This window comes from Erythrobacter sp. THAF29 (assembly GCF_009363635.1).
Lineage (GTDB): Bacteria > Pseudomonadota > Alphaproteobacteria > Sphingomonadales > Sphingomonadaceae > Erythrobacter.
Window position 1 is genome coordinate 390,104 of sequence record NZ_CP045392.1, and the last position, 25,720, is coordinate 415,823.

The 25,720-nt window shown below is 61.1% G+C and carries 24 protein-coding genes; 2 read left to right on the plus strand and 22 right to left on the minus strand.

Annotation, left to right across the window (positions count from 1 at the left end):
* Nucleotides 1–17: 17 nt before the first annotated feature.
* The 19 genes from FIU90_RS01955 to FIU90_RS02045 all read right to left on the minus strand — a co-directional run bounded on the left by FIU90_RS01955 (nt 18) and on the right by FIU90_RS02045 (nt 21,350).
* The gene (locus tag FIU90_RS01955; RefSeq protein ID WP_152433250.1) at nt 18–1,205 is read right to left on the minus strand and encodes a hypothetical protein; all 1,188 of its coding nucleotides are present in this window, start codon (nt 1,203–1,205) and stop codon (nt 18–20) included.
* 37 nt (nt 1,206–1,242) lie between these two features.
* A complete protein-coding gene (locus FIU90_RS01960; protein WP_152433251.1) occupies nt 1,243–3,384 on the minus strand; it encodes a polysaccharide biosynthesis tyrosine autokinase in 2,142 nt (713 codons plus the stop codon).
* A 9-nt stretch (nt 3,385–3,393) separates the two neighbouring features.
* A complete protein-coding gene (locus tag FIU90_RS01965) occupies nt 3,394–4,107 on the minus strand; it encodes a polysaccharide biosynthesis/export family protein (RefSeq protein WP_152433252.1) in 714 nt (237 codons plus the stop codon).
* An 87-nt stretch (nt 4,108–4,194) separates the two neighbouring features.
* Entirely contained in the window at nt 4,195–5,607 is a 1,413-nt protein-coding gene (locus tag FIU90_RS01970; RefSeq protein WP_152433253.1) for an O-antigen ligase, read from the minus strand.
* Nucleotides 5,608–5,630: 23 nt separating this feature from the next.
* Entirely contained in the window at nt 5,631–6,752 is a 1,122-nt protein-coding gene (gene gmd, locus FIU90_RS01975; RefSeq protein ID WP_152433254.1) for a GDP-mannose 4,6-dehydratase, read from the minus strand.
* Entirely contained in the window at nt 6,749–7,510 is a 762-nt protein-coding gene (locus FIU90_RS01980) for a glycosyltransferase family 2 protein (RefSeq protein ID WP_152433255.1), read from the minus strand. The genes gmd and FIU90_RS01980 overlap by 4 nt, the downstream gene beginning before the upstream one ends.
* 36 nt (nt 7,511–7,546) lie before the next feature.
* Nucleotides 7,547–8,857, minus strand: coding sequence for a UDP-glucose/GDP-mannose dehydrogenase family protein (locus tag FIU90_RS01985; RefSeq protein WP_152433256.1), 1,311 nt, complete (start codon nt 8,855–8,857; stop codon nt 7,547–7,549).
* A 33-nt stretch (nt 8,858–8,890) separates the two neighbouring features.
* Nucleotides 8,891–9,862 (minus strand): UDP-glucuronic acid decarboxylase family protein, encoded by a 972-nt coding sequence (locus FIU90_RS01990; RefSeq protein WP_152433257.1) that lies wholly within the window; start codon nt 9,860–9,862, stop codon nt 8,891–8,893.
* Nucleotides 9,863–9,883: 21 nt separating this feature from the next.
* A complete protein-coding gene (locus tag FIU90_RS01995; protein WP_172970156.1) occupies nt 9,884–10,735 on the minus strand; it encodes a glycosyltransferase family 2 protein in 852 nt (283 codons plus the stop codon).
* Between the two features lie 72 nt (nt 10,736–10,807).
* The gene (locus FIU90_RS02000) at nt 10,808–11,350 is read right to left on the minus strand and encodes an acetyltransferase (RefSeq protein WP_152433259.1); all 543 of its coding nucleotides are present in this window, start codon (nt 11,348–11,350) and stop codon (nt 10,808–10,810) included.
* Between the two features lie 13 nt (nt 11,351–11,363).
* Nucleotides 11,364–12,530 (minus strand): glycosyltransferase, encoded by a 1,167-nt coding sequence (locus FIU90_RS02005; RefSeq protein WP_152433260.1) that lies wholly within the window; start codon nt 12,528–12,530, stop codon nt 11,364–11,366.
* The gene (locus FIU90_RS02010; RefSeq protein WP_152433261.1) at nt 12,527–13,750 is read right to left on the minus strand and encodes a glycosyltransferase family 4 protein; all 1,224 of its coding nucleotides are present in this window, start codon (nt 13,748–13,750) and stop codon (nt 12,527–12,529) included. The genes FIU90_RS02005 and FIU90_RS02010 overlap by 4 nt, the downstream gene beginning before the upstream one ends.
* 4 nt (nt 13,751–13,754) lie before the next feature.
* Nucleotides 13,755–14,177: an acyltransferase gene (locus FIU90_RS02015; RefSeq protein ID WP_172970157.1), complete on the minus strand. Its 423-nt coding sequence runs from the start codon at nt 14,175–14,177 to the stop codon at nt 13,755–13,757.
* Nucleotides 14,178–14,305: 128 nt separating this feature from the next.
* The gene (locus tag FIU90_RS02020) at nt 14,306–15,481 is read right to left on the minus strand and encodes a glycosyltransferase family 4 protein (protein WP_152433263.1); all 1,176 of its coding nucleotides are present in this window, start codon (nt 15,479–15,481) and stop codon (nt 14,306–14,308) included.
* Between the two features lie 14 nt (nt 15,482–15,495).
* Nucleotides 15,496–16,809: a hypothetical protein gene (locus FIU90_RS02025; RefSeq protein WP_152433264.1), complete on the minus strand. Its 1,314-nt coding sequence runs from the start codon at nt 16,807–16,809 to the stop codon at nt 15,496–15,498.
* Nucleotides 16,810–16,870: 61 nt separating this feature from the next.
* A complete protein-coding gene (locus FIU90_RS02030) occupies nt 16,871–17,944 on the minus strand; it encodes a glycosyltransferase family 4 protein (RefSeq protein ID WP_172970158.1) in 1,074 nt (357 codons plus the stop codon).
* Complete coding sequence (locus FIU90_RS02035) at nt 17,941–19,497, minus strand: lipopolysaccharide biosynthesis protein (RefSeq protein ID WP_152433265.1); 1,557 nt, start codon at nt 19,495–19,497, stop codon at nt 17,941–17,943. Before FIU90_RS02035 ends, FIU90_RS02030 begins: the two co-directional genes overlap by 4 nt.
* A 37-nt stretch (nt 19,498–19,534) precedes the next feature.
* A complete protein-coding gene (locus FIU90_RS02040) occupies nt 19,535–20,341 on the minus strand; it encodes a hypothetical protein (protein WP_152433266.1) in 807 nt (268 codons plus the stop codon).
* Nucleotides 20,342–20,381: 40 nt separating this feature from the next.
* Nucleotides 20,382–21,350, minus strand: a complete 969-nt coding sequence (locus tag FIU90_RS02045; RefSeq protein ID WP_152433267.1) for a GDP-mannose 4,6-dehydratase — start codon at nt 21,348–21,350, stop codon at nt 20,382–20,384.
* Nucleotides 21,351–21,624: 274 nt separating this feature from the next.
* On the opposite strand from FIU90_RS02045, the gene FIU90_RS02050 reads away from it, so the two are divergent.
* Both FIU90_RS02050 and FIU90_RS02055 read left to right on the plus strand, forming a co-directional pair.
* Nucleotides 21,625–22,923 (plus strand): sugar transferase, encoded by a 1,299-nt coding sequence (locus tag FIU90_RS02050; RefSeq protein ID WP_234029586.1) that lies wholly within the window; start codon nt 21,625–21,627, stop codon nt 22,921–22,923.
* A 52-nt stretch (nt 22,924–22,975) separates the two neighbouring features.
* Nucleotides 22,976–23,989, plus strand: a complete 1,014-nt coding sequence (locus FIU90_RS02055) for an NAD-dependent epimerase/dehydratase family protein (protein ID WP_152433268.1) — start codon at nt 22,976–22,978, stop codon at nt 23,987–23,989.
* A gap of 12 nt (nt 23,990–24,001) precedes the next feature.
* Here FIU90_RS02055 and FIU90_RS02060 read toward each other — a convergent pair whose 3' ends face one another.
* The 3 genes from FIU90_RS02060 to FIU90_RS02070 all read right to left on the minus strand — a co-directional run bounded on the left by FIU90_RS02060 (nt 24,002) and on the right by FIU90_RS02070 (nt 25,713).
* On the minus strand, nt 24,002–24,616 hold the full coding sequence (locus tag FIU90_RS02060) for a hypothetical protein (RefSeq protein ID WP_234029587.1): 615 nt from the start codon (nt 24,614–24,616) through the stop codon (nt 24,002–24,004).
* Nucleotides 24,617–24,727: 111 nt separating this feature from the next.
* Nucleotides 24,728–25,249 (minus strand): demethoxyubiquinone hydroxylase family protein, encoded by a 522-nt coding sequence (locus tag FIU90_RS02065; RefSeq protein ID WP_152433269.1) that lies wholly within the window; start codon nt 25,247–25,249, stop codon nt 24,728–24,730.
* Nucleotides 25,249–25,713 (minus strand): disulfide bond formation protein B, encoded by a 465-nt coding sequence (locus FIU90_RS02070; protein WP_152433270.1) that lies wholly within the window; start codon nt 25,711–25,713, stop codon nt 25,249–25,251. The genes FIU90_RS02065 and FIU90_RS02070 overlap by 1 nt, the downstream gene beginning before the upstream one ends.
* Nucleotides 25,714–25,720 lie beyond the last annotated feature (7 nt).

Consider the following 25,720-nt stretch of genomic DNA (forward strand, 5'->3'; position numbering starts at 1 on the left):
AAACGCCGCTGCGGCGGCTAGCGCGATTCGATCGAAATACGGCTGAGTTCGGAGCGCAGCGTCGGCTGCCCCGAGAATGCGCGCGCGATTATTGCGATCTGAACAGTGTCGCATCCGGGCGCGTTGCGCACTTCGATCGTGTTGGCCCCTTCCTCCAGCGCCTGCGCCAGCAGCACCTTTTCGAGCTCCGGACATGAAAGCTCCAGGCGCACCGCCTGACCATCCGAGGGGCTCTCAGCGGTGAAATCCACCTTGATGGCGAACGCGGACGTGGGGACGGCCACTATCCGGCGTGCCATGATGCCGCCCTTGCCCGGCCTCGCGAACAGTTCGAGCCGTTCTCCGTCACGGCTTTCCTGCGCGCGGAAATCTGGCTGATCGACAAAGCGCCATTCGAAAGGCGGATAATCGGCTGCCCAGTCTATGACCTGCGCACCTGAAGCTGCGGCGGGTAGCGCGCGCCCCGCGTCGCTCCTGAGCAAGCTGTACAAGGCGCTTGCCTCGGCAAACCTGCCCGTGCGCGCGAGCCTGTCGACCAACCGGCGATCATATGCCTCATCGCCGAGATCGCGCTGTGCGCGCAGCTGAGCGAGCTGTGGCAGCAGGTCATCCTGGCCCAGGGCATAAGTGGACAGGAAACTCTCGTGCCATGGCGAAGAGCCATCGAGCAGGCGCGCGAATACAGGTGTCGTCCTTTCATCGCGCAGCGCCTCGCCCAACAGGGGGAAGAACTCGCTCGCCCTGCTGGTGTGGACACGCAAAATTTGGTCGAGCGTCTCGACGACATTCTCGAAATCGTCCCGTTCGATGTGCGCTTCGAGCACTGCGCCCTGCAGCGCCAGATCGCGGCGGTTGATGCGGGAGGCAGACAGCGCCGCATCCTGGCGCGCGCTGGGCTCGGTCATGGCAAGCGACAGGAGGACGAGCGCCTTTGCACTCGTCGGATCGGAGCGCCAAGCCGCAAGGGCGTCATCGCGGACCGCGGCCGCGGCAAGCTGGATTTGGGCAGGGTCGGCTACGTTCTCGCTGAATTCTCGAAACGCTGCGAGTTCCCGCGCCGCTCCGTTTGCAGGGAACAGCGCGACAGCCTGTTCGGGCGAGTTTCGCTGAGCAAGCATGCTCAGTGTGTGGAGAGCCGTGGCAACGGCTAACGCAAGGCCGATAAGTACCGCCACCCCAAGGCGCGCGTAATTGACCTGGGCCATCAGACGTTATCCGTTGCAGCCAGCCTGTCTGTGGAAATCAACTGTCGGCTGCCCGTTCTTCGTTCCCGTAGCCATAACCGTAGCCATAGCCGTACCCGTATCCATAGGCCGAGCCCTTTTCATCGAGCTTGGTCACGATCGCGCCGTACAGTTTGGCGCCGGTGCGACGCAGGCGGCTGAGCGAGTTTTCGATCGCGCGCAATTTGATCCGGTCGAACTCGACCACGTAGACCACGCCATCGACCGCGCGTGAGAGCTCGATCGCGTCTGCTAGCGACAGCATCGGCGCGCTGTCTACGATAACCTGGTCGTACTGCTGCTTGGCCAGCTCGATCAGCTCCGCAAAACGCGGGCTGGCGAGCAGTTCGACCGGGTTTGGCGGTTTGCGGCCATGCGGCAGGAAGTCGAAACCGTGCGCCTCGGTGTGGACGACCTCGTCGGCCAGGCTGTTGGACGCACCCGTGAGAAGGGTCGTCAGACCGCTGGTCCGGCCTGCGGCTTCCCCGATCAGTTCGCCCATGCGCGAATTGCGCAGATCGGCATCGATAAGCAGCGTCTTCTTCCCCAGCTGCGCAAAGCTGGCGGCGAGTGCGAAGGACGAAATCGACTTGCCTTCCGACGGAACCGAAGACGTGAGCATGAGCGAGCGCGGCGCACCTGCGGGAGTAAGGAAGGTGAGGTTCGTTCGCGCCGATTTGTAAGCTTCGCTGAGTTCGGAAGAACGCTCCGCAAGGCTTTCGTCGATATCGGCGGCCGCGATCTTCGGCACTGTTCCAAGTACCGGGAGACCGAGGCGGTTGGTGACGTCCTGCGGATCCTTGACAGTCTGGCTGAGTGCCACGCGCAGATAGACGAGTGCGGCGGAAATCAGCAACGCAACCGCGATCGAAACCAGCAGGTTGCGGAACAGCGATGGCGAATACGGTGCTCCTGGCGGGACCGCGCGATCGATCAGCGTGATGTTGTTCTGGCCAGCGCCCGATGCCTCAAGGCCTTTGAAACGTTGCAGGAGAGCGTCGTAAAGCTCGCGGTTGGTGTCAACCTCACGCTTGAGGATGCCGTAATTGATGCCCTGGCCCTGCTGGCTGAGGAAGCGCGCCTTCGCGGCCTCGACCCTGTCGCGCAGCTGGCTTTCGCGCAGTTCGGCGGAGCGAAGCGCCGACGAGGATTCGCGCGCGATTGCCTCTTTCAACGATGCGACCTCGGCCCGCTTTTCGAGCAGCGTCGGGTATTGCGGTCCGAAATTGGCTTCGAGCTGGGCGAGTTCGGCTTCGGCGCGGATCAGGTCCGAACGCAGAGGAGCGCGGGGATCGGTTGCGGGAAAGTCGTTCGAAAGCGCAGCAGCACTCGCCGCGATGCGGTCGGCAGTCGCCTCGGCCAGTGCGGCGTTTAGCGCCTGCAGGTCGTTCGCGATCAAGGTCTGGCTGGCGCTTTCCGAACCGGCTTCCTCGGTCCGGTTTTCAAGGATGAGAATCTCGTTCGCGTTGGCGTAGGCGATCAGTTCCGATTCGGATTCGGCAAGCTTTTCGCGAAGCTCGGCGATCTGGTCATTGAGATATTCGCGTGCCTCGATATTCGCGCCGAACAGCTTTTCGTAATTCGCCGCGATGAATTCCTCGGCCCAGAGATTGGCAAGCCGCGCCGATACCGTGGGCGACGGGCTGGAGAACTGGACATCGACGAGGCTCGACTGGTTGATCGGCACGACGCTGACATTGCCGAGGAGGATGCCCTGGAGCGCTCGATCGCTAATGTTTTCGGGGTTCTGGATGTTGAAGGCTTCGAGGAATTGCTCATCGCGGGCGAGATTGCCCGCCTCGATGACGCGCGAAGCCATGAAGCGCGATTCGAGCAGCTCGTATTGCGTCGTGAGATAATTCATCTCCGACAGACGCGAACGGCGTTCGAGCGGGTCGATGTCGGTGATGTTCGCCGCCTGGCTCTGGATTTCCAGGCGGGCGCTTGCACGGAACAGCTCGGTCGACATCAACGTTGCCAGGACGCCAAGCAGGATGCTCGCGGCGATAATTCCGGCGATCCAGAATATGAGCGCACGAGCTTCGATCCAGTACCGCTCGAGATCGAGCCTGAACCGGTCGTCCTGCGACTCGGCGTAACCGGTATAGGGATTGAATTCAGGTGCGTCGGGATCGGCCACGAGGGTCTGGTTCTGGTTCATGGCGCTGCCTTACCGGGTGAGGACGTTTAGAATGATGGCAGTGGTCGACAGGACCGGCGCGACGGTATCGATGATGCGGTCGATCCGGCGGCGTCCGGGCGAATCGCCAACCATTACGACGTCGTTCGGATACACTGCGGGATCGGCATAATTGCCGCGCTGGATCGCACCGATATTGTACAGCCCGATATAGCTCTGGCCATTCACGGTCCGCATGATCAGCACGTCATCGTCTTTCGCATACTCACCGAGGCCGCCGGCCTGGTTGACTGCGCGAAGAAGAGTGAGTTTGCCGGGCACCTCGTATGTACCAGGACGATTGACCTGTCCGCCGACCGAGATCGTGCTGCCCGGAAGCTCGGCCGGGATCAGGCGTACTTGCGGATCGCGCAGATACCTGCCGCGCAGGCCGTCGGCGATCATGCGCGCGGCTTCATCGGGCGACAGACCGCCCACGGCGACCACACCGAGCAGCGGATAGTCGATGTTCCCGTTACGATCGGTGAGGAAGGTGCCGCTCAAAGATTCGGCACCAATAACGGCAATTTCGACCTTCTCCTGCGGCCCGAGCGTGTAGAATTCGATCACTTCGGGTTCGGGAAGCGAAGTAAGGTCGGCAACCTCAACTTCGGGTGCCGCACCATATGTACGATCGGTGCTTGCACAGCCACCCAGCGCGAGCGCTGCTAGTGCGGCTAGAAAAGGCATTTTCTTAAAAATCATCTCGACCCCAATTCGTCCAGAACGCTGCCATACTCCATTTTGGCGCTCGTCCAACTGTTTTGACCACGAAAAACGGGCAATTTGAACCTAGTGTTGCTTGCTCGCATTACGTCGCTCAAGCGCTAGCGCGATGACAAGCCATGCTGCGACCAACTGGAACGTAGGCGTGCGCAATGGATAATCGAACAGCGATGCGACCGCGAGAATCGCTGCAATCGCGCACCAGAACACGCATCGCGCGAGCGCCTCGGGCTCTCGTGCAAAGAGGCCGCGAATGGCCAGCATCGCCCAGATCGAAAAAGCGGCAATGAGTGCCACGGCGGGCAATCCGCCCTCGATCACGAGCTGCGCCCAGTCATTGTGCGCCTGGTTCACATAGGCCGGACCCATGAATTCGGTCGGCTCGTAGAGCAAGTAAAGCGCGTCGAAAGTCCCGAAACCGGTACCGACCAGCCAGTGCCGGGACATCATTTCGCTCAGGATCGGGACGATGCGCCAGCGCAAGTCCTCGAATGCCGATTGCTCGAATGTATCTATCACGCCGGGCGCGCGCTCGAACTGCATCAGTGCGTAGAGCAGCGCGAAAACCACTGCGACGCCCACGATCAGCGCGGTGCGCGGATTGCGTGCGAAAAAGGCCATGCCGCCGGACTTCGCGCGAGCCAGCTCGGCCCGGCGGGACCAGAGCAGTGCCATCAAGGAGGACGCGAGCAATGCAGCGAGCCCGACGCCCAGCGCGGCGCGCGAGGCGCTAACCAGCAATGCAAGCAGGACCAGCACAAAAGCAGCTGTCAACGCAATCGAGGATAGGCGCGATCGGCCCGGGCGACTTCGGTCAAGTCCCAACCTCGCGATTACGAGCAGCGCCAGCGCAGAAAAAACGCCCGAATGATTCTCGTTCGCGAAGATACCCACGGCCGCGCCGGCATTGGTGTGGGTATAGAAATAGAGCGGGTTTCCCGGTCCGAAAAGAATCTGTGCGAGCCCCAAGGCTGCATCGACGACGCCGAGAGCGGCAATAGCCCAGAACACGGCCCAGATACCGGGCCGAAGCGCGAGCAGGAGCAGCGCGCCCGCCGCCGGTACGACCAGCGCAAACAGCGCGTTGAAACCACGCATGGGAACATAGGATATCGGCCGCCAATTGCCTTCGAGGCCATGCAGCGCGTCGAGTTCCGCGATGACGCCGCGCCCGGGCAAAGCCTGCCAGATCGACGGCGGCAGCGGCACCAGCTGGAGTGCGGTCCAGAGCGCCATGAGCGCAAGCATCGTCATAGGCGCACGTGCCTCGCCCAGTTTCTCGCGCGAAATCCAGTAGAACGCCGGGATCAGGAAGAGAGCTGCGACCGGGCGCAGCGCAGCAATATGTACCGCATCGAAGCGCGAACTTCCGCCAAGCAGCGCTGCGGCGCCTGCAAACAGGCCGAGCCAGATCAACGCCTGCAGTCGCGATGGCTCGCGCGCGATCGAACGGGTCGGGGCGAAGGTGGAAGAGCTCATGGGATTTGACCGGGGCCTTGCGCTCAGTTCTCGATGCTCACGGGAAGTTCGAAGCCGTTCTTCGCCATGAAAGCATGGCGCTGCGCCTCGACGAGATCGGCGGCGACCATTTCGGCACACATTTCGCGCGCGGTGATCTCCGGCTCCCAGCCGAGCTTGTCGCGCGCCTTGGTCGGATCGCCGAGCAGCGTTTCGACTTCTGCCGGACGGAAATAGCGCTCGTCGATCCGCACTACGATATCGCCAACCTTGAGCGCGGGCGCTTTGTCGCCCTCGATGCTCGCCACGCGCGCGATTTCCTGCGTTCCCGCGCCTTCGAATTCGAGGGTGATGCCAAGCTCCTCGGCAGTCCAGCGGATGAATTCGCGCACCGAATATTGCTGTCCGGTCGCGATAACGAAATCGTCGGCGGCATCCTGCTGCAGCATCATCCACTGCATTCGGACATAGTCTTTCGCATGGCCCCAGTCACGCAGTGCGTCGATATTGCCCATGTAGAGACAATCCTCGAGCCCCTGCGCAATATTGGCGAGGCCGCGAGTGATCTTGCGGGTAACGAAGGTTTCGCCTCGGCGCGGGCTTTCGTGATTGAACAGGATGCCGTTGCAGGCATACATCCCATAGGCTTCGCGGTAATTCACCGTGATCCAGTAGGAATAGAGCTTTGCGACCGCATAGGGCGAACGCGGATAGAACGGCGTCGTCTCTTTTTGCGGGGTCTCCTGCACCAGCCCGTACAGTTCCGAAGTCGAGGCCTGGTAGAACCGCGTCTTCTTCTCCAGTCCGAGAAACCGGATCGCCTCAAGCATGCGCAGAGTGCCGATGGCATCGACATCGGCGGTATATTCGGGCGATTCGAAGCTCACCGCGACATGGCTTTGAGCGGCAAGGTTATAGACCTCATCGGGCTGCACCTCGTTGATGATACGGGTAAGGTTCGAGGTGTCGGTAAGATCGCCGTAATGCAGTTTGAGCCGCTGCCCCGATTCATGCGGGTCCTGGTAAATGTGGTCGATCCGCTGCGTGTTGAAGGATGAGGCGCGCCGCTTGATCCCGTGCACCTCGTATCCTTTTTCAAGCAGGAATTCGGCGAGATACGAGCCGTCCTGCCCGGTGATACCGGTGATAAGCGCCTTCTTCGTCATTTGCTGGTTTCGTCCCTTAGAAAGAATTGACCCACCTTACGCAGGTTTTTCTGGATGAGCACGCCTGCTCCGCCAAGCCCGTTGCGACGAATGGCGGCCAGGTCTTCGCGGCTTTTGCGAATGATGCGCTCCAAAGAGCGATTGCTTTCGCCGCCTACTCGCATTCTGACAAGCACTTCAGGAATATAGGCGAGTTTGATTTCGCCTTTTACCAGATAGCGCAGCATCGCGTCGTAATCTGCCGCGATCTGCAATCCGGTATCGTAAAGGCCATGCTCGTCGAAGACTTCGCGCCGCAGGTATAGTGTCGGGTGCGGCGGCATCCAGCCCTGCTTGAGCTTTGCGGGCGCATATTCGCCGGACTTCCAGTGGCGGATGACCCGCGAAGGGTTGTTCGCGGCGACATATTGGAGATCGCCGTAGACGCCGTCGACAGAAGGATCGGAAAGCGCATCGGCGACCTTTTCGAGCACCAGATCGCTTGCAAACATGTCGTCCGAATGCATCAGCCCGATTGCATCGCCGCTCGCGCGCGAAATGCCGCGATTGATGGCGTCGTAGATTCCGTGGTCGCGCTCGGACACTATCACGGTGTGCTCGTTCGCACCCGCGCGTATCACGTCAAGCGTCCCGTCGCCCGAACCTCCGTCCTGCACCACGTGCTCAACGAGGCCATATGTTTGCGCCTGCACGCTCTTCATCGCCGCACCGATGGTCTCGGCGCGATTATAGACTGCAGTGACGACAGAGATCTTCATGGTTTTCCCGCGCGCCAGTTGCGAGGCGCGGCCCGGTCAGGTGCGGCCGACGCTCGAATATTCGAAGCCGGCAGCGCGCACATCTGCCGGGGTATAGATGTTGCGCAGGTCGACGAGGACGGGCGATTTCGCCAGCTCTTTAACCTTGCCGAGATCGAGCGCACGAAACGCGTCCCACTCTGTCACGATTACCGTCGCATCCGCGCCTTCGATCGCTTCATAGGGATTTTCGCACATGGTCACGAAAGGCATCATGGGCTTCGCTTGCTCCATGCCCTCAGGGTCGTAGGCCGAGACCTCGACGCCGGCATCATGCAGCGTCTGCGCCACCGCGATTGAAGGGCTATCACGCATGTCGTCGGTGTTGGGCTTGAAGGTCAGGCCGAGCAGCGCGACCTTCTTTCCTCGCGCAGCATCCGCGCCGCCCAGTGCGTCGAGTACCTTGCGGCCCATGGCACGCTTGCGGCTGTCATTCACCTTGACCACGGCTTCGACGATGCGGGTCGGGCTGTCGTAGTCTTCGGCGGTTTTCAACAGCGCGAGCGTATCCTTGGGAAAACAGGATCCGCCATAGCCGGGGCCCGCATGAAGGAATTTGGGGCCGATGCGGTTGTCCATCCCGATACCGCGCGACACGTCCTGAATGTCTGCGCCCACCTTTTCGCACAGGTCGGCCATTTCGTTGATGAAGGTAATCTTGGTCGCGAGAAAGGCGTTCGCGGCATATTTGATCAGCTCGCTGGTGCGGCGCGACGTGAAGAGTATCGGCGATTCGTTGAGGAACAGCGGGCGGTAGACCTCGTGCATCACCTCGCGGCCGAATTCGTCCTCTGCGCCGATGACGATGCGGTCGGGTCGCTTGAAATCGGCGATGGCGGCGCCTTCACGCAGAAATTCGGGGTTGGATACGACGGAAACCTTATGGCTCGTGCGGGTATCCGCAATGATGCGTTCGACTTCGTCACCGGTGCCCACGGGCACGGTCGACTTGGTCACGACGACGGCATCGTTGGCAAGGTTCTCGCCCACTTCCTTGGCCACGGCATAGACGAAGGAGAGGTCCGCATGCCCATCGCCCCGCCGACTGGGCGTTCCGACCGCGATGAAGATCGCGCTCGCATCCTTGATACCTTCGGCGAGCGACGTGGTGAAGGACAGACGGCCCGCTTTCACATTGCTTTCGACCAGCGCATCGAGGCCCGGTTCGTAGATCGGCATGATGCCGTTGTGCAGACGGTCGATCTTCGACTGGTCCTTGTCGATGCAGACCACGTCGTGCCCGAAATCGGCGAAACATGCACCCGAAACGAGTCCGACATAGCCTGAGCCAACCATTGCGATTTTCATGTCATCAATTCCTGTTCGTGGCCGCGAAGAGGGTCAGCGGCCGATGAGTTCCGGCAAGCGCTTTTCGAAATAGGCGATCGTCTTGGCGAGCCCTTCCTCAAGCTGGATCGTGGGCTGCCAATCGAGCAATTCCTTCGCCTTGGCAATATCGGGGCGGCGTTGTTTTGGATCGTCCGACGGCAGGTCGAGAAAGGTGAGTTTGGACCTTGAGCCGGTCATTGCAATTACCTTTTCGGCCAACTCCTTAATGGTGAATTCGCCCGGATTGCCCAGGTTTACCGGCCCGGTGACGGTCTCGTCGGTTTCCATCAATCGCATGAAGCCTTCGACGAGGTCATCGACGTAACAAAACGATCGCGTCTGCGAGCCGTCGCCGTAGATGGTGATATCCTCGCCCTGGAGCGCCTGGACGATGAAGTTCGAGACCACCCGTCCATCGGCGTGGTGCATGCGCGGGCCGTAGGTGTTGAAGATGCGCGCGACCTTGATCGGCAGCGCGTGCTGGCGATGGTAGTCGAAGAACAGCGTCTCCGCGCAGCGCTTGCCTTCGTCATAGCAGGACCGCTCACCGATCGGATTGACGTTGCCCCAGTAATCCTCGGTCTGGGGGTGGACGTGCGGATCGCCGTACACCTCGCTGGTCGAAGCCTGGAAAATCCTGCATTTCAGCCGCTTGGCAAGACCGAGCATGTTGATTGCGCCATGCACACTGGTCTTGGTCGTCTGCACCGGATCATGCTGGTAGTGAACCGGCGAGGCCGGGCAGGCGAGGTTATAGATTTCGTCCACTTCGACATAGAGCGGCATTGTCACGTCGTGGCGCATGAATTCGAAGCGCGGTTCGTCGTGCAGGTGATCGATATTGCGCTTCGTACCCGTGAACAGATTGTCGACGCACAGGATCTCGTGACCCTGCTCGAGCAGCCGGTCGATAAGGTGCGAGCCAAGAAAGCCCGCCCCGCCGGTAACCAGTATTCGTTTGCGGCTTTCGTAGATACGCGCCAATTTCGTTGTCCTGTTCTTGTTTTATTTGCCCGGGGCGCTCGCAGCCTGTTCGCGGATAATCAAGCGAATAGTCTGGAAGTACCACGCCTTATAGGCCGCATAGTGGAAGCCCTGCGAGCCGTCGAGTATGCCGAACTTCGCGAAATAGGTCGTGGCGAAGTAGAACCACGGAAACCACCACTTCGCGAGGTGGCGGTATTTGAATTGCTGGCGATCGGTCATCGTATCCCACACCGCCGGATCGCCTTTGAGCTTCGCGTAGCGCGCGGCTTCCCACTGAGCGTAGTCGCGATGCTTGCTAATGAAATGCGCGATGCCGCGGTCGTCGCGATGCTCGATCCGCGCGTCGATCTCGCCCACCTCTCCATCCACGATCGGGTGCTCGTGGATTTCCATGTCGAGCTGGCTCCAGCCGTCTTCCTCGATCTTCTCGAACAGGGCCTTGCCAACTCGCAGCAGCGCGAGCTTTCGCTGGGCGATGCCGTGTTTCAGCGGCTTTCCAAGGAAAAAGTTGTCGTAGGAAATCCAGTAGCCGTCCTTCCCGCTTTCCGGCAGCTCGGCGGCGAGCGCGTCGCAGAAGGCATCGTCGACGAACTCGTCCGCATCAAGGAACAGCACCCAATCCTGTTTCGGCGGGTCGTTCATCAGAAACCAGTTGCGCTTCTTGGGATATTTCCCATCCCAGCGAAAGTCGACGATACGTGCCCCGTGCTCCCGCGCGATGTCGCAGGTGTGATCGGTCGAACCGCTGTCGATCACCACGATCTCGGCAAAGCGCCCGAGCCGCTCCAGGCAGCGCGCGAGGTTTGCCTCCTCGTTCTTCACCGGGACCGCAACGGTCACGGGGAGCTTGGGTTTATCGGGGTGCGACATCTCGGGCGGCTCCTTAGTGGCCCGCCGTCCCATTGGCCACCGCAAATGTTGGGCCGGGCGTAACGCGACAGGTCAGCCCGGCCGCTCGCCGATCTGCTGGGCGGGATTGCCGCCGACGATGGTGCGCGGGGCCACATCCTTCATCGTTACCGCCCGCGCGCCGACGATCGCGCCCTCGCCGACCGTCACACCCGGGCCGATGAAAGCATCTGCCGCCACCCATGCATCCGCGCCGATAACCAGCGGTGTCTTGACCAGCGGCATCGCCGGGTCGCGCCAGTCATGCGTGCCCGCGCACAGGTGGGCGTATTGCGAGACGGTCGCGCGCGCGCCGATCCTCATGGGGCCAAGCGCATAAAGGATGGCGTGATCTCCCACCGCGGCCTGATCGCCGATGTCGAGGTTCCAGGGGATCGTAACCCGCACGCTCGGGTAAACATGAACGTGCGCGCCGATCTTCGCCCCGAACAGGCGCAGCAGAATCCGCCGCCAGCCCCAGAAGATACGGGGACTGAAGCGGAAGAGCGGCGTTGCGAATGCCCAGAGCACGCGTTTGATTTGTTCGCCAGCGGTCCATTTCTGAGCCACGCGGTTGGAGGTGACGTCATTCGCCATAATGCGCCCCGGTCTACGCTCCGTCCGCCCGAACGCAAGCCGGGCGCTCGCCGCCATGCAAGAGCCAGTGGTAGACTTCGAGGTGCTGCGCGGCGACACGCGGCCAGCTGAAGTGTTTCTCGACGAGTGCGCGCCCCGCTTCACCGAGTGGCGCGAGATCGGTGTCGAGAAGACACCGAGCCAGGCTTTCGGCCAGTTTGGCAGGCTTGGTCGTAATCGCGATCGCCGCGCCGTTCTCGAACCCTTCGGGAAGGTTGCATTCGGCGGTCATCAATACCGGCAGGCGATAGGCCCAGGCCTCGAGCACCGACATTGGCAGGCCTTCGGAATGCGAGGGCAGGATAAAGGCGTCTGCCGCGCGAAGCAGTCTGTCTTTTTCCTCGCCAAAAGCCGGGCCGAGGATCGAGACGCTATCGTCAATGCCCGATGCCGCAATCCGGCTCTGCAACGCCTCGACATGGCCGCCATCGTCCCAGCCGGCGATCGCGAGATGCCACTCCTTCGCCAGTTCGGGCCGCGCTTCGACCGCGAGAACCCATGCATCGGCGAGTTCGCTCAGCCCTTTTTTCGGATGGATCCGCCCGAGAAATAACAGCGTCTTGCGCCCCTCGTGATCGGTCCGTGGCCCGATATCGGGAAGGTCCGTTGCATTGGGAATGACTGCAACTGGATTGGTGAGACCATAGGCCCGCATCGAGGCCTCTTCCGAAGCGTTCAGGGCATGAAGGCAATCGGCGTCGCGCAGGTTCCGGTTCTCGAACCACGTGCCCACGATCCGCTTTTTCCAGCCCGAATTGGCGAGCGCCCACGGATCGAGCATGCCTCGCGGCGAGATCATCACCGGCCGTCCGGTCCTTCGCTTCCAGCGGTTCACTTCGCGCGATTGCAGCTGCCAGATACCGTGGAGGTGCAACAGTTCGTGACCGGCTTCTGCCAGCAGCTTCGGCAATTCCGGAGAATGGGAAAACACCCCGCCCATCCTGACCGGCAATACGTGGGGTACGAGCGGCTCCCACGCTCCCATGTCCTCCGCACTGTGCTGGTCATCCAGCGCGTAGACGCTCACATCTGCGCCTGCTTCGGCGAGGTGGATCGCCGATTTGCGCACGGAATTGAACAGCCCGCCCGCCTTGCGCGACATCGAACCGGTAACGATGCCCAAGGAGAGCGGAGCCTTCATGCCCGCTCCAACCGCGCGGCGCGGGCGATGGCGAGATCCAGCGCGCGCCTGGCAAGAAAGCCGGGCTTTGCCGGATTGGTCGTTGCCGCTGCCGCCGCGGCGGCGAGACCCCCTCCGAACTTCGCGGGGCTGACTTCCTCGACCTTCGCCGCCGCCCTTTCAAGCAACGCAGAGCTGTCGGGTGCCTCGGCGAGATTTGAGAGAGCGCGGGTGATCTCTTCAGTGCTGAACGGGTCGAAGGAAAAGCCAGTTACGCCGTCTTCGATAAGGAACTGGGTCGACCCGCACCGGTTGGAGACAGCCACAGGAAGCCCGGAAGCCATCGCCTCGTTTACGACCAGTCCCCATTGCTCGGTGGTGCTCGCATGGACGAAAGCGCCCGCGCTCGCATAATAATGGGGCAACGCATCGACCTGAAGGAAGCCGGGGAGGTGGACGAAATCGCTCAGCCCCAGCGCTTCGATCTTCGCCTCGATCTGAGGGCGCAGTTCTCCATCGCCGAGCAGGACAAGCGGCCAGTCTGCCGAATCGTCTCCGCGCCCTTTACGAAACGCGGCGTATGCATTGAGCAGGCGCAGCAGATTCTTCTTCTCGATGAAGCGGTTCGACGTCAGGAAATAGCGGCCATGCGCGCTTCCTGGCACGCGCCCTGCGATTTCGGGGGGTAGGCCGCCCGTAGCGCGCCATTTGGCCGCCGACTCCCTGAAGTAGGCATTGTCGACCGCATTGTAGCCTCGAAAGATCGTCTCGCGCTTCAGACCTAGCGAAACAAGGTAGTCGACCTGGCTGTCATTCGTCGCCAGGCCAGCGCCATAATGCGCTACGATGCCGCGCTTTATGCATTCCGAATGCCATTTTCGCTCAAAATCCCAGTCATTCGTTTCCGACATGCACACCGCAGGAATTCCGCGCTGAGCGCACCAGCGCAAGGTTGCGAGGGTGATCATGTTCGACCAACCTGCAAGCGCGACGACATCGGGATCGAACGGAAGCACGCGCTCATCGAGCCTTTGAGCGACCAGCGCCGCATCGGTTTCTTCGCCCGCCCTTTCGGTGAGCGCGGTGTAGGCAAGCCCCTCGGGAAGTTCTGGCGGCACCCAATCGTAAACCGCGCGGTGCGGCGCGCCCTCCACCGCAAGCATTGTGGCGCGCTCCATCGCACCTTTCATTCGGGCGATGTGGTACGGGCCAAAGCGGTCGAACAGGATCGCAATCTTCATCGCACTATGCGCTTTTTCCGGTCAGCGGTTTCTTCACCACTGCAGGCGCACCTGCAATCAGGCTGCCCTCCGGAAAGTCACCTCGGACCACCGAGTGTGCAGCCACAATCGAACCCCGGCGGATATGCGAACCCGGACCGATATAAGTCCCGCGACCGATCCAGCAATTGTCTTCGATGATGATTGCTGCCTGCGTAAAGCCCTGCCCGCGAACGCCATGATCGGGATCGAACTTGTGCTCGGAATCGCGGATCGAAACCAATTCCCCGATCGCGACGTTGTCGCCTACCGTCAACCCTTCGCTGACCACGACGAAACCGCCGGAATTGAGGCTGAAGCGGTCGCCAATGGTCACGGAAGCGGATCGCGCAACTTGCCAGAAGATATTGCGGCCCAGCATCGCATCCTCACCGAGCGCGATATCCATGAACGGCCGATACAAGATTTGCCGTCCGGCGATACGCGGGCGTTTGCCCAGCTTTCGAAACCAAACCGGTGCAAACAGGCGATGGAGCCACCCGCGCAATATCGCTTTCCAATCGACCAGCGCGTGCATCATTTCTCCCCGCTCAAATCGCGAGCACCCTCATGCACGCGGCGGATCGAACTCACAAAACATTCTTCCCAACGCGAATGGTCATAGGCGCCTGCGCGAAGCCTTGCCGCGCGCGACATTGATTCGCGACGATCCCTGTCACCGCAGATCGTCTCAAGAGCATGGGCAATCGCCTCCCCATCGCATTCAGGCACGTAGATGCCCGCTTCGCCATCGGTGAAATCGACGCCTGCATTGCGGGTAGCGACCACCGGGAGCCCCGCGCTCATCGCCTCTAGCACGACGCCAGCCGATCCCTCTGCGAGCGAAGGCAGGACGAACACGTCGGCACGGGCATATTCGGCCGCCATGCGTTCCTTGGAGACATGTCCGAGCAGTTCGACGTTGTCGCCTGCAAGCTGGTTCGCCGCCGCCTCGCTGACGTTTCCTGCGAATACGAAAGTATAACCGGCATCAGCGAGCAAATCGGCCGCCATCTTCACATATTGCGGCCCCTTTCGAAGGGTAATCGTCCCGGCAAACAAGACCCGGCGGGACTCGGGATGCACTTTGGCAGGGAATGTCAGGCTGGAACCATAGGGAACAAGCATGCATTTCGCGCGGTACTTCTCGCCATGGCTGGCAATATCTTCGATCACCGATTGAGCTGGGCAGAACAGCGCATCGCAGTCCTCAAGCATGTCGTGCGTGAAGCTTTCATATTGCTGATTGAGCGCATCGTCCCAAGGGCGCTCGCCCCATTCCGGGAAACGCTCGCATTCCGCATTCACGATCCTGTGAGTAGAGGGCACGGTGAAGACGTCGGCCACGATCTTCGCGCCCGGTCTGGCCCGTTCGCGCAGCCCGTGCCCGCCCGAGTAATACTGCGTGAAATACAGATCGCTTTGAGCGAGATCCTTTGACGAGATCGGCCAATCGGCAGGGCGTCCGGTACGGTTTTGCCGTGCGGCGTCGGGGTACTGTCGGATCAGCCGCTGCGGAATCTCGGCCACGGTACGCCGCCTGATCTTGGCTCGAAGCGCAGCAGTAGGCGCCAACCGGGCGAGCAGCCGTGCTCCTGCGTGATCGGCGATTGCGAAGTCGGTGTAGAGCCTTTGCAGCAGCCCCGCACGGTACAGGAATCGCGATTGCAGGTAGGCGTGCCTCGCCCCGGGCTGCAGAACGGTAACTTTCATCCCCGACGTCCCGATCAGCCGGCGAAGCGCGGGCGTCGTGCGCGCGCCGGTGCGGCCTGCTTTCGTTCACGCGGCACACAAAGAAGCACGATGACCAGATAGGTGATCAGCTGCGGCACGAACAGCGCGAGGTCGGCCGAAACGGTGATCACCGCTGGCGGGATCATGAGCACCAGGAAGATTTCCTGGCGGCGATTGAAGAACCGGTCTCGTTCCAGCCGCGCCATGAAATATCCCAACGCAAAGAAGATCAGGCCGCCCAGCAGCCAGAACTGCTGGTAAGCTTGCGCAAAACCCATCGGCGAAACGTAATAGAGATAGGCTGAGAACGTCGTGCTCTGGTTTTCGAGCGTAGGCAGAAGAAGCGCGGCCTTCGTCTGGGCTCCGACTAGTCCTGCTGGCACGAACTGCTGGATGATGGCGTTGTAAAATATCGCGCCGTATTCGAACGCCCCGCTCTCCATCGACTGATAGATGCGCAGCAGGCCCGAACCGATTTCGCTGTCCTCATACGTATCCCTGTTCATCGCGTTGGTGACGAGTTCGTCCATTCCCAACTGCTTGCCGGCCTCATTGCGCAGCAGCGGGAAAATCTTGAATACCCCGTACATACCCACGAGACCGGCCAGCGCGGGGACCCGCCCGATCGAGATGTATCGGTAATTCGTCAGGAAGTAGCCGACGAATATGCCGAGCTTCACGACTTCGGACCTGCGGAAGATAAATAGGATGTTGATGAGTGGGATGATGGCGAAGATCATAGCCCAGCGCAGGTGCCTGTTGCGCTTAGTTCGCACCCATAGCCACAACTGAATGACGATCGAGGCGTAACAGAGCCGCACGATAAAGATCAGGTAGACTGGAAGTCCGCGCCATTCGATCGCATAGCCGCCAGACTGGAAGATATATTGTTGTAAACCGCCGCCCAGGCTCGCGAGTGCGAGAAAGGCAATGAACGACATCGCTCCAAGTACAATGGATGCTGTATGCATGTAACGTACGTCGCGTTCCGATGGCGGCTCGAGACCTCGCGGTGCAGTGCGAAACTGGGTCGCCCCGCGCGATCCCAGTCCGTGGCCGACCAGTGCGAGCAGGGAGCAGCTCGCGATCATGAAAAGCGCGACGGTGATCACCCCCGCATCATTGTAGATCGTGAACAATCCGCCGGCATTGAGAACAAAGTCGGAGAACTCGACCAGCACGAAAGCGACCGTGACGGCCGGGAACAGAAAGGCAAAGGTAAAGAGGTCCGAATTCTTGCCGTTTCGAATGGCGAAGAAGGACAGGGTTACACCGATCAGGATGAGGAAAACGAGCGAGGTGTCCATCAGGAGGGCCTGTTATCATCTGGTCGCAGGTCGCGCACGTTCTCTTTTGCCGGCACGTGCATCATGGCCGACCTGCAGTGCGGAGCAGGAAGTCATCCCAGCGATCAACCAGCTTTTCGAAACCGAAGTTCTCGCGGTAGTGGAGCTGCAGCCGCGCCGGATCGACATCGGCTTGCTCCAGCCGCCCCGCCATCTGCTGCACTGCCGGCACGAAATCGGCGATGGTGCCATCGGTGATGAGACTGTCCGGATTGGCGTAGTCGGGAATCCCGCCCATGCCGTTCGCTACGAAAGGTAATCCGCAAGCCATGGCCTCCAGCAGAACGAGTGGTGCGCCCTCTTCGGCGATGGTGGGTAGCAAGAGTAGGTCATAGCCCTGCAGAAGCTCGATATACGCCTGTCCTTCGGGATACCGCCCGCGCAGCCTGATCCGGTCCTGAAGGTCCCGCTCGGCAATCAACTCGGAAAGCCGTCCCGCATCGCTTCCTCCGCCCCAGATGTCCAACGTTGCGCGATCGTTTGCGAAACGGTCGAACTCCTCGATGAGCAATCCGACGTTCTTGGGAGGTGCAAGGCGGCCGAAATAGACGAAGCGAATACCGTCGGAAACCGGCCGCAATGCCCGTTCGGGTATCGTGAACTGACGTTCAAGCGGCTCGGGCAGGGCCGGTATCGTTTCAGCTGGGCCGTCCCAGCCGAATTCGCGAACGAAGCGGCGCGTCACCGGCGAGCCCTGACCCACGATCGCGTCGAAACCGACACGCACGAGCATGCGCGGATCGAGGAAACTCGGCCGCGCACCGCTCATCACTTCGAAGAAGACCTTGCGGCAGTCGCCTCCCGCAGCGAGCACACCAGCCATGGATTTCCAACCGGTGCCCACAACCACGGCAACACTGGGTCTGGCGCCGCGGATGGCGCGCGCAAGATCGCGAAGTCCCGAATAAACATGAACTCCGTCGCTTTCGTCCGAATGGCCATGCTCGGCCATTGGCGGCGGAGAGAAAATGTGCACTTCGTGCCCGCGCTCACGCAGTCCCTCCGCGAGGAAACGCGTGTGGGTCTGGATGCCTCCGCGCCCGTGCACATACCCTATGAGGACGATGCTAAGCCTGGTCGCATCGGTCGATTTCACGCTTGACCCTTTCCCCAACTCAACCCGCGGGCGAGGTGCCTTAGCCGTATCGCGTCTTCCCGCCAACCTTTTGAAAACGGCAGGATCGCAAGATGAATTGCGCAATAACCCAGTGTGATAGCGATGCTTTTGCCCACAGCCCCGGCAAACGAACCGCCACCCTGCGGCTCGAACTGGATCGCGAGATAGACCCCTCCGACTATTACCATTGCGAGAAACGATGGCGCGAACTGGGCCGCGATCGTCATGACGCTGCATCGCGAAATGCGCGCCACGATGTATGCGAGCGCCGGCGTTACCACGACCGATGCAATCGCCAGGCTTGCAGCCACGCCGACAGCGCCCCACTGCACACCCGCTGCAAAAGCCGCGACATGCGCGATCGCAGCGCCGAAAGCATAGTTGCGCATCGTGTCTGTCCGTCCCAGCGAAATGAACACGAAACGCGCGTGCTCCCAGATAAAGCTGGGATAGAGCGAGAGAGCGAGCAGCACGAAAATCGTCGCGCTGTAGGACCATTCGGGTCCGAGCAGCAATTCGATGATGAAGTTCGCATTGAGGGCGAGGACGAGGGTCAGCAGCCCTGCAAAGAACGCCATGGCCCGCGCGGACGTCTGCATCAGACCAGTCCATTCCTCATGCTTGTTCTGCAACCGCGACAGCGCCGGGATCACGGCCGTGCCCAGCGGGCCGCTGACAAGGTTCAACGGGACCATCAGGACCGAATAGGCGCGGGTGTAGTAACCAAGCTCGCTCGCGTCCCAGCGCCACCCGATAAGCGCGCGGTCTGCCTGTTTCCAGAGCCATCCGGCAAGGTTGGCGCCCAGCAGGTTCACGCCGAAGCCAATCGCCGACCGGCCCGCCGCGAGGGATCCCGGACGTGAGGGCATCCAGGGCAGTGCGATCCAGCTCAGGAGTACGAGCGCAACGTCCTGCACGACGATCCCCAGCACGATCGACCAGTATCCGAATTGCCACAACCATGCCGCCAGGATCGCCGCCGTCGCTCCGCAAAGATTGGCGATTACCTTTGTCGCATTGACCCGCACGAAAAGCATCCGCCTTGCGAGCAGCGCCTGGTGCTGCCCCCTCAGCGGCACCAGCGGGAATGTGAGCGCAATCGCAACGATCAGCATAGTGACACGCGGTTCGGAGAATATCTCCGCCGAAAGCGGCGCGATTGCAAAACACAACAGCATCAGCCCGAACGCGACGAGGAGATCGATATAGAAGACCGCCGTGACAAATTTCTGGTCGATCTCGTCGCGCTGGATGGTCGCGGTCGACAGCCCGATGTCTGCGAACAGCCTCACAAACCCGGTCGCGACCACTGCCATGCCGACAAGGCCGAAATCCTCGGGCGAAAGCAGGCGCGACAGGATCGCCAGCTGCGCAATCTGCACCCCGAAGATGATGGCGCTGCTGACCATCGTGATCGCCGCGCTGTTTGCGGTACGTCTGCCTATCCCGGTTTCGAGATGCGAGGTATCGAACACCGCAGCGCGGCGCTCTTCGACCGCTTGCGATGCGGAGCGTCGAAACCAGCTGGGCATTTCGGACCTCTAGCAGGAATGAACGCGAGGTGCGCGATCAGTTCGCCTGGCGGCGAGTCAGGAACAGGACATTTTGCGGCCCGCCACGGCCCTCGCTTATGGCCTGCGCCCTCATTTCCGGCTCGATGACCTCGAGCTCGGGGAATTCGGCAGGATCGTGTTCGCCATAGGTTACCATCCGGATGTCGTGTGAACCTTCAAACCGTTCGCGGATCGCTTTTTCGACGCCTGGCGCGGGCCGTTCGTGCAGTTCGATCACCATGTCGCACTCCAGCAAGCCGGGCAGAAGGTTGGGATTGAACAGGACCATCTCGTACCCCTCGCAGTCCGAGAAGATCAGGGTGTCGGGTTCGAGATTGCGGTGCAACCAGTCGGGCGAGCACATCGAGAGCACCTCGACATTGCCGGTCCCGTTCTCCTCGGCCAGCTCCTGCGTCGCTTCGCGGGCCCAGCGGTCGGTGTCGAAACCGATAATCCGCGTATCGGGCATGCGCCGGGCAAATCCGACCGCGTAGAAACCGTCTGCCGTGCCGATGTCGAGCAGCACCGGATACTGCCGCTCGATTATCTCCTCGCACCAAGCGTACAGCTCGTTCTCGTAGCTGCCGACGAGCCGGTGCACCTGATTGCGCTCCCGGGCCACCCGCTCCGAATAGCGCAGCCCTTGGAATGGGCCGCGCAGCACAGTTCGCCCGTGTTCGGCGACGAATTTGTGCGAAGCGGCGAGCATGCCAGTGCGCTCTTCGATCTCGATGATCAGTTTCTGCGACCGAGCAGAGAGAAGTTCGAGCGTAAGTTCCGGCGCGACCGCCATCCCTACCTTCTTGATGAGTTCCTTGAACATTTGATCCCGGTTGAATTTCTGTTTGCTGTTGGGGCCGAGGTCAGGCGCGCACGCGCTCGAGCTCGGCCGCGATCATTTCGTTGACGACGTCGCGCATGGTGCTTTGCGCCTTCCAGCCAAGCTCGCGCTCCGCCTTGCCCGGATCGGCAGCACTGTATTTGATGTCAGACGGCCGTGCGAGTTCCCGGTTGTATTCGACATATCGTCGCCAATCGAGATCGAGAGCTTCGAAAGCTGCGGCGAGGAATTCGGCAAGGGTGCTGGTCTGGCCGGTGGCGATCACATAATCGAACGCCTGCTCGCTCTGGAGCATTTTCCACATTGCCTCGACATATTCGCGCGCGCTGCCCCAGTCGCGAGCAATGTCGATATTGCCAAGCGACAGCTTTTCCATCTCACCGCGCTTGATTGCACAGGCCGAGCGAATGATCTTGCTCGTAACGAAACGCGGCGGACGTAACGGGCTCTCATGGTTGAACAGGATGCCGTTGCAGGCGAAAATCCCGTAGGATTCGCGGTAGTTCGCGACCGCCCAGTGCGCCGCCGACTTGGCCACGGCATATGGACTGCGCGGACGGAACGGGGTTTCTTCGTTCGCCGGGATCTCGCCGGTATCGCCGAAGCATTCGCTCGAGCCCGCATTGTAGAGCCGTGCCCCGCCTCCGGTGAAACGGATCACTTCGAGCAGATTCAGCACCCCCATGCTGATGCTTTCCATCGTTTCCATCGGCTGTTCGAACGAAAGCCCGACCGAACTCTGCCCGGCCAGGTTGTAGATTTCTGCCGGTTCAACGGATGATACGGTCGCCAGCACGCTCCTGAAATCCACGAGCGACATCGACCGCAAGTCGATCTGGTCCTTGATGCCAAGGGCGGTCAGGTTCGAGAAGCCGGCCTGTTCGGCATCGCGCGAAGTACCGACTACCTCGTAACCCTGCTCCAAAAGAAGCTTCGCAAGGTAACTGCCATCCTGGCCCGAAATGCCGCAGATGAGTGCTTTCTTGGTCATGAGGTTCCGTCGTGGACTGCCGAAGGGCGCGAGACCGCGCGTTCACGCGGCGGCATAGGCCATTCGGGCGAGAGATCAACTCGCTTTATTCCGGCCGAGACGTTCTATGTCTCGTCTTCGGAACGAAATACGCACTTTCCAGCGGATAGTGATGGCGGGGTTCTGGCGAAACTCTGGCTTGTTCATGCTGCACTTGCGTAAAATTCGCTTGGGCTGTAGCCGAGATGGTCGAGGGGTGAGAGACTCGATTGAACGGGCCGCAGACGGTGAAAAAATGTTCATAAACGCCGTGTCGAAACCACAGCAGGCGGGCAACAACCTCCTGCTAGACGGCAATGTCCAGTTCGTCGTCTTCATGGCTGCAGGATTGCTGACGCCGGTGCTTATCTGGCTCGGCCTCGGCAACGATCCCGGCTCGCAGTTCCTCGTCAACACACTTTATCCGCTTGGAGCCGCGACGGTGATCACGTGGTACGCGCTTTCGCGGCTACGCGAATATGCGAAAGCGCGCGCACTGTCCTACGTCTTTCCGGTCAATTTCCTGGCGTTCGGCGGAGCGCTTGGCGTCATCGCCGTGCTTCGCCTCAACTATTCGATCCCGCTCTTCGCATCGGGAGCAATGGCGACGGTCATCGTCAGCTATGTCGTCACCGCCTATAACCGCCGCCTGCGCCGCCCGCATTTCATCGTTGCCGGCGGCCGCTCGAACGAGGTCCGCAGCGAAGGGCAATACCTTCCAGCTCCGACCCTCAAGGAGCTTGAGGCGCTGGTCGAAGCCGGGAGGCTCAACGGCGCGATTGTCGCAGACCTTCACCACGATCATCCCGACGAATGGGAGCGGCTCTTCGCGAAAGCCGCGCTCGCCGGCGTGCCAGTCTATCACTACCGCCAGGTCGCGGAGATGCAGACCGGGCAGGTCAAGATCACGCACCTGTCCGAAAATGACCTAGGATCGCTGATACCGAACGTGCCCTACATGGCGACCAAGCGGCTGATCGACATTGTCGGTTCGCTCGTTCTGCTGCCGATCCTAGCGGCGCCTTTCCTCGTCATCGCCCTGTTGATCCGCATCGATTCCCCCGGAAACCCGTTCTTCGTGCAGGAGCGGGTCGGTTTTCGCGGAAACACGTTCAAAATGCTCAAGTTCCGCACCATGCGCCAGGGCGGCGCCGCGGGCGACGAGGATGCGCAGCGCAACCATGCAATGACCAAGTCGGACGATGACCGCATCACCCGCCTGGGGCGTTTCCTGCGCAAGACCCGGATCGACGAACTGCCGCAGATCTTCAACATCCTGCGCGGCGAGATGAGCTGGATCGGCCCGCGTCCCGAAGCGCTTTCGCTGTCGAAATGGTACGAGGCAGAACTGCCATTCTATTCCTATCGCCACATCGTGCGCCCCGGCATTACCGGTTGGGCGCAGGTGACGCAGGGCCACGTGACCGACGTGGCAGACGTCAACGCAAAGCTCCGGTTTGATTTCTACTACGTCAAGAACATCTCGCTATGGCTCGACTTCCTGATCGTCCTCAAGACGTTCAGGGTCATCTTGACAGGCAGCGGCGCCAAGTGACAGGCGCCTGACGGAACCCGCAAGGTTTGGCGGGCAAAGGCGAGAGAAGGTTTTGCGCACAGTCCTCATCACCGGATCGGCCGGGTTCATCGGCTTTCACCTCGCGCAGCTGCTGCTCGACGAGGGCTTTCGCGTGGTCGGCTATGACGGTCTCACCGATTATTACGACGTCGAGCTTAAGAAGCGGCGCCACGAGCGGCTGCTCCAGAACGAGCATTTCACGGCGAAGGTTGGCATGCTCGAGGATTTCGAGACGCTGCACGCGCTTGCCATGGCTGAAAAGCCCGACATCATCATCCATCTCGCAGGGCAGGCGGGGGTTCGCTACAGCCTCGAAAACCCGCGTGCCTATGTCGATTCCAACCTCACCGGCACGTTCAACGTGATGGAATGCGCGCGCGAGCTCGGGGTCCAGCACCTGCTGATGGCTTCGACCAGCTCAGTCTACGGCGCGAATGAAGACATGCCGTTCGACGAGCACCAGAAAACCGACCTCCCGCTGACGCTGTATGCCGCGACGAAGAAGGCAAACGAGGCGATGGGTCATTCCTATGCCCACCTCTGGAATTTGCCGACGACGATGTTCCGGTTTTTCACGGTCTACGGGCCGTGGGGTCGCCCGGACATGGCGCTGTTCAAGTTCACCCGCGGCATCCTCGAAGGCGCGCCGATTGATATCTACAACAAGGGCGAGATGTACCGCGACTTCACTTATGTCGCCGATCTCGTGCGCGGTATCCGGCTGTTGATCGACGCGGTGCCAGAACGGCCCGAGAGCGCAGAGGACATTCCCGAATGGGACAGCCTCTCACCCGTCGCACCCTATCGCGTTGTCAATATCGGCAATTCGGAGAAGGTCCGCCTGATGGACTATGTCAGCGCCATCGAAGAGGCGTGCGGGCGCGAGGCGGTGAAGAACTTCATGCCGATGCAGAAAGGCGATGTGCCCGCGACCTGGGCGGATGCAACCCTCCTGCGCGAACTTACAGGCTACGCGCCGCAAACGAGCGTGCGCGAAGGCGTCGCCAAGTTCGTGGCGTGGTATCGCGACTATTATCGGGTTTAGGCCAAGTGGCGCTCAGCCTTCGGGCTCGTCGTCCTGCGTGGCGGTTTCGGCTTCAGTCTCGGGCTCGGCAAGCGCTGGCCCTTCCTCTTCCTCACCGGGAAGCGGCGCGCTGCGCTCGCGTTCGAGCCGTTCGAGATATTCACGCTCGATTTGCTCGACGCGCTCCTGCTCGGCGGCGGCATCGGTGTCGATGGTAGAGAGGCGTTCCTGGCGCGCCTGCTCGATCAGCTGGCTGAAGCGGACGTTCTCACCTTCCGCGCGATCGGCATAGGCTGCGTCGATCATCTTCTGGGTGCAGCCGGTAAACCCACCCGCGCCCGCCGGATCGCACGACATGGTGCCGAATTCGCCAATATAACGGATGCTTTCGACCCGGCGCGCCCACGCCGTGTTCTGGGGGGAATCGCTCTGGCGCAGGTTCGACGGGATACGATAGCGTTCCGCCTCGACGAGAATTTCGCAGATCACGATCTCGTTTTCCTCGGCCTGCTCGGGGCATTCGCTTTCGTCATAGGCGATGACCATGTTGACGCGGTCTCCGCCTTTATCCTGTGCCATAGCTGGTCCGGCGATTGAAAACCCCGCCATTCCGGCAGCGATTAATGCGGTCTTGAAAAGCTTGGTCATCTGTCGGTGTCCTCTCGTGCGAGCACGAATTCGCAAACACATGGTATCACAATTCGTTAGGCAGCTGGCGGTGAATTAGCGGTGAACCTCGATCGCAAACCTTGATCCACGTCAAATCCGCTCGGAAACCTTGATCGCGATCTTGCATCCAAGCCGAATGGCACCGGACAGCAGCGGATAGGCCGGTGCCTTTTCCGCGCCATTCGCCAGCGCGGCGTCGCGGTGTTCGCGCTCGTCTTCGCGGAATTCCTCGATCATTTCGGCAAGTTCGGGATCGGCGCCGGTTTCCTTGAGGCGGTCGAGCTGCTCGGAATAATGCTTGTCGATTTCTTCCTCGACCGCCGCCGTGCAAGCCATCGCGGCTTCTGGGCCAAGGAGGGCGGTTCCCGCACCGAGTGCATAGCCCGCCGCCGACCAGAACGGGTGCAGGGCGGTGGGGCGCACGCCGCGTTTCGCAAGCATCGCATCGAACCGTTCGCGGTGGCCCTTTTCCTGTTCGGCCATGTGGCGGATCTCTGCCGAATGCGGGCCGCGATCGCCCATCACCGCAAGCTGGCCTTCGTAAATGCGGGTCGCGCCGAACTCCCCGGCCTGGTCGACGCGGATCATGCGGTGAATTTCGTCGCGGTCCATCAGTTAGCCTCTTTTCCTGCACCCCTAACGCTCAAGACGAGGATCGCGATCCCGCCAAGTGTCGAAAAGAGGAAGTTCCAGCCGGCGAGCGAAATGCCGAACAGATCCCAAGGGGCGGTGTCGCAGCGGATGATCGGCGCGGCCGCCGGGTCCATCACGTCGATCCCGCCGTCAACCGTTGCGCATCCTGTAATGCCCTGCCACCAGCCGTATTCGACCCCGGCATGAAAGCCCCCGATCAGGCCGGAGGTGATTATCGCCAGCCCCGCCAGCGCAACCCAGACGCGCCGCGGCTCGATCACGAAACTGAGCAGCGCGAAGCCAAGCGCGGCAAAATGCGGATAGCGTTGCCACCAGCACATTTCGCAAGGGTAGAGGCCGAAACCGTATTGCGAAATATAGGCGCCGCCGAGCAGCGCAACGGGCAGCGCAAGGGCGAGCAGTTGTGCCTGCTTCAGGGTCATGCCGGGC

What these genes read in the sequence shown, in the direction of transcription:
- FIU90_RS02000 (WP_152433259.1), bottom strand. Translation starts at nt 11,350, where the DNA reads ATGGCGAATGACGTCACCTCCAACCGCGTGGCTCAGAAATGGACCGCT.
- FIU90_RS01955 (WP_152433250.1), bottom strand. Translation starts at nt 1,205, where the DNA reads ATGGCCCAGGTCAATTACGCGCGCCTTGGGGTGGCGGTACTTATCGGC.
- FIU90_RS02060 (WP_234029587.1), bottom strand. Translation starts at nt 24,616, where the DNA reads ATGACCAAGCTTTTCAAGACCGCATTAATCGCTGCCGGAATGGCGGGG.
- FIU90_RS01985 (WP_152433256.1), bottom strand. Translation starts at nt 8,857, where the DNA reads ATGAAAATCGCAATGGTTGGCTCAGGCTATGTCGGACTCGTTTCGGGT.
- FIU90_RS01995 (WP_172970156.1), bottom strand. Translation starts at nt 10,735, where the DNA reads ATGTCGCACCCCGATAAACCCAAGCTCCCCGTGACCGTTGCGGTCCCG.
- FIU90_RS01980 (WP_152433255.1), bottom strand. Translation starts at nt 7,510, where the DNA reads ATGAAGATCTCTGTCGTCACTGCAGTCTATAATCGCGCCGAGACCATC.
- FIU90_RS01960 (WP_152433251.1), bottom strand. Translation starts at nt 3,384, where the DNA reads ATGAACCAGAACCAGACCCTCGTGGCCGATCCCGACGCACCTGAATTC.
- FIU90_RS02065 (WP_152433269.1), bottom strand. Translation starts at nt 25,249, where the DNA reads ATGGACCGCGACGAAATTCACCGCATGATCCGCGTCGACCAGGCCGGG.
- FIU90_RS02050 (WP_234029586.1), top strand. Translation starts at nt 21,625, where the DNA reads ATGTTCATAAACGCCGTGTCGAAACCACAGCAGGCGGGCAACAACCTC.
- gmd (WP_152433254.1), bottom strand. Translation starts at nt 6,752, where the DNA reads ATGACGAAGAAGGCGCTTATCACCGGTATCACCGGGCAGGACGGCTCG.
- FIU90_RS02035 (WP_152433265.1), bottom strand. Translation starts at nt 19,497, where the DNA reads ATGCCCAGCTGGTTTCGACGCTCCGCATCGCAAGCGGTCGAAGAGCGC.
- FIU90_RS02070 (WP_152433270.1), bottom strand. Translation starts at nt 25,713, where the DNA reads ATGACCCTGAAGCAGGCACAACTGCTCGCCCTTGCGCTGCCCGTTGCG.
- FIU90_RS02010 (WP_152433261.1), bottom strand. Translation starts at nt 13,750, where the DNA reads ATGAAGATTGCGATCCTGTTCGACCGCTTTGGCCCGTACCACATCGCC.
- FIU90_RS02020 (WP_152433263.1), bottom strand. Translation starts at nt 15,481, where the DNA reads ATGAAAGTTACCGTTCTGCAGCCCGGGGCGAGGCACGCCTACCTGCAA.
- FIU90_RS01970 (WP_152433253.1), bottom strand. Translation starts at nt 5,607, where the DNA reads ATGAGCTCTTCCACCTTCGCCCCGACCCGTTCGATCGCGCGCGAGCCA.
- FIU90_RS02015 (WP_172970157.1), bottom strand. Translation starts at nt 14,177, where the DNA reads ATGGATATCGCGCTCGGTGAGGATGCGATGCTGGGCCGCAATATCTTC.
- FIU90_RS02040 (WP_152433266.1), bottom strand. Translation starts at nt 20,341, where the DNA reads ATGTTCAAGGAACTCATCAAGAAGGTAGGGATGGCGGTCGCGCCGGAA.
- FIU90_RS02005 (WP_152433260.1), bottom strand. Translation starts at nt 12,530, where the DNA reads ATGAAGGCTCCGCTCTCCTTGGGCATCGTTACCGGTTCGATGTCGCGC.
- FIU90_RS01965 (WP_152433252.1), bottom strand. Translation starts at nt 4,107, where the DNA reads ATGATTTTTAAGAAAATGCCTTTTCTAGCCGCACTAGCAGCGCTCGCG.
- FIU90_RS02045 (WP_152433267.1), bottom strand. Translation starts at nt 21,350, where the DNA reads ATGACCAAGAAAGCACTCATCTGCGGCATTTCGGGCCAGGATGGCAGT.
- FIU90_RS02025 (WP_152433264.1), bottom strand. Translation starts at nt 16,809, where the DNA reads ATGGACACCTCGCTCGTTTTCCTCATCCTGATCGGTGTAACCCTGTCC.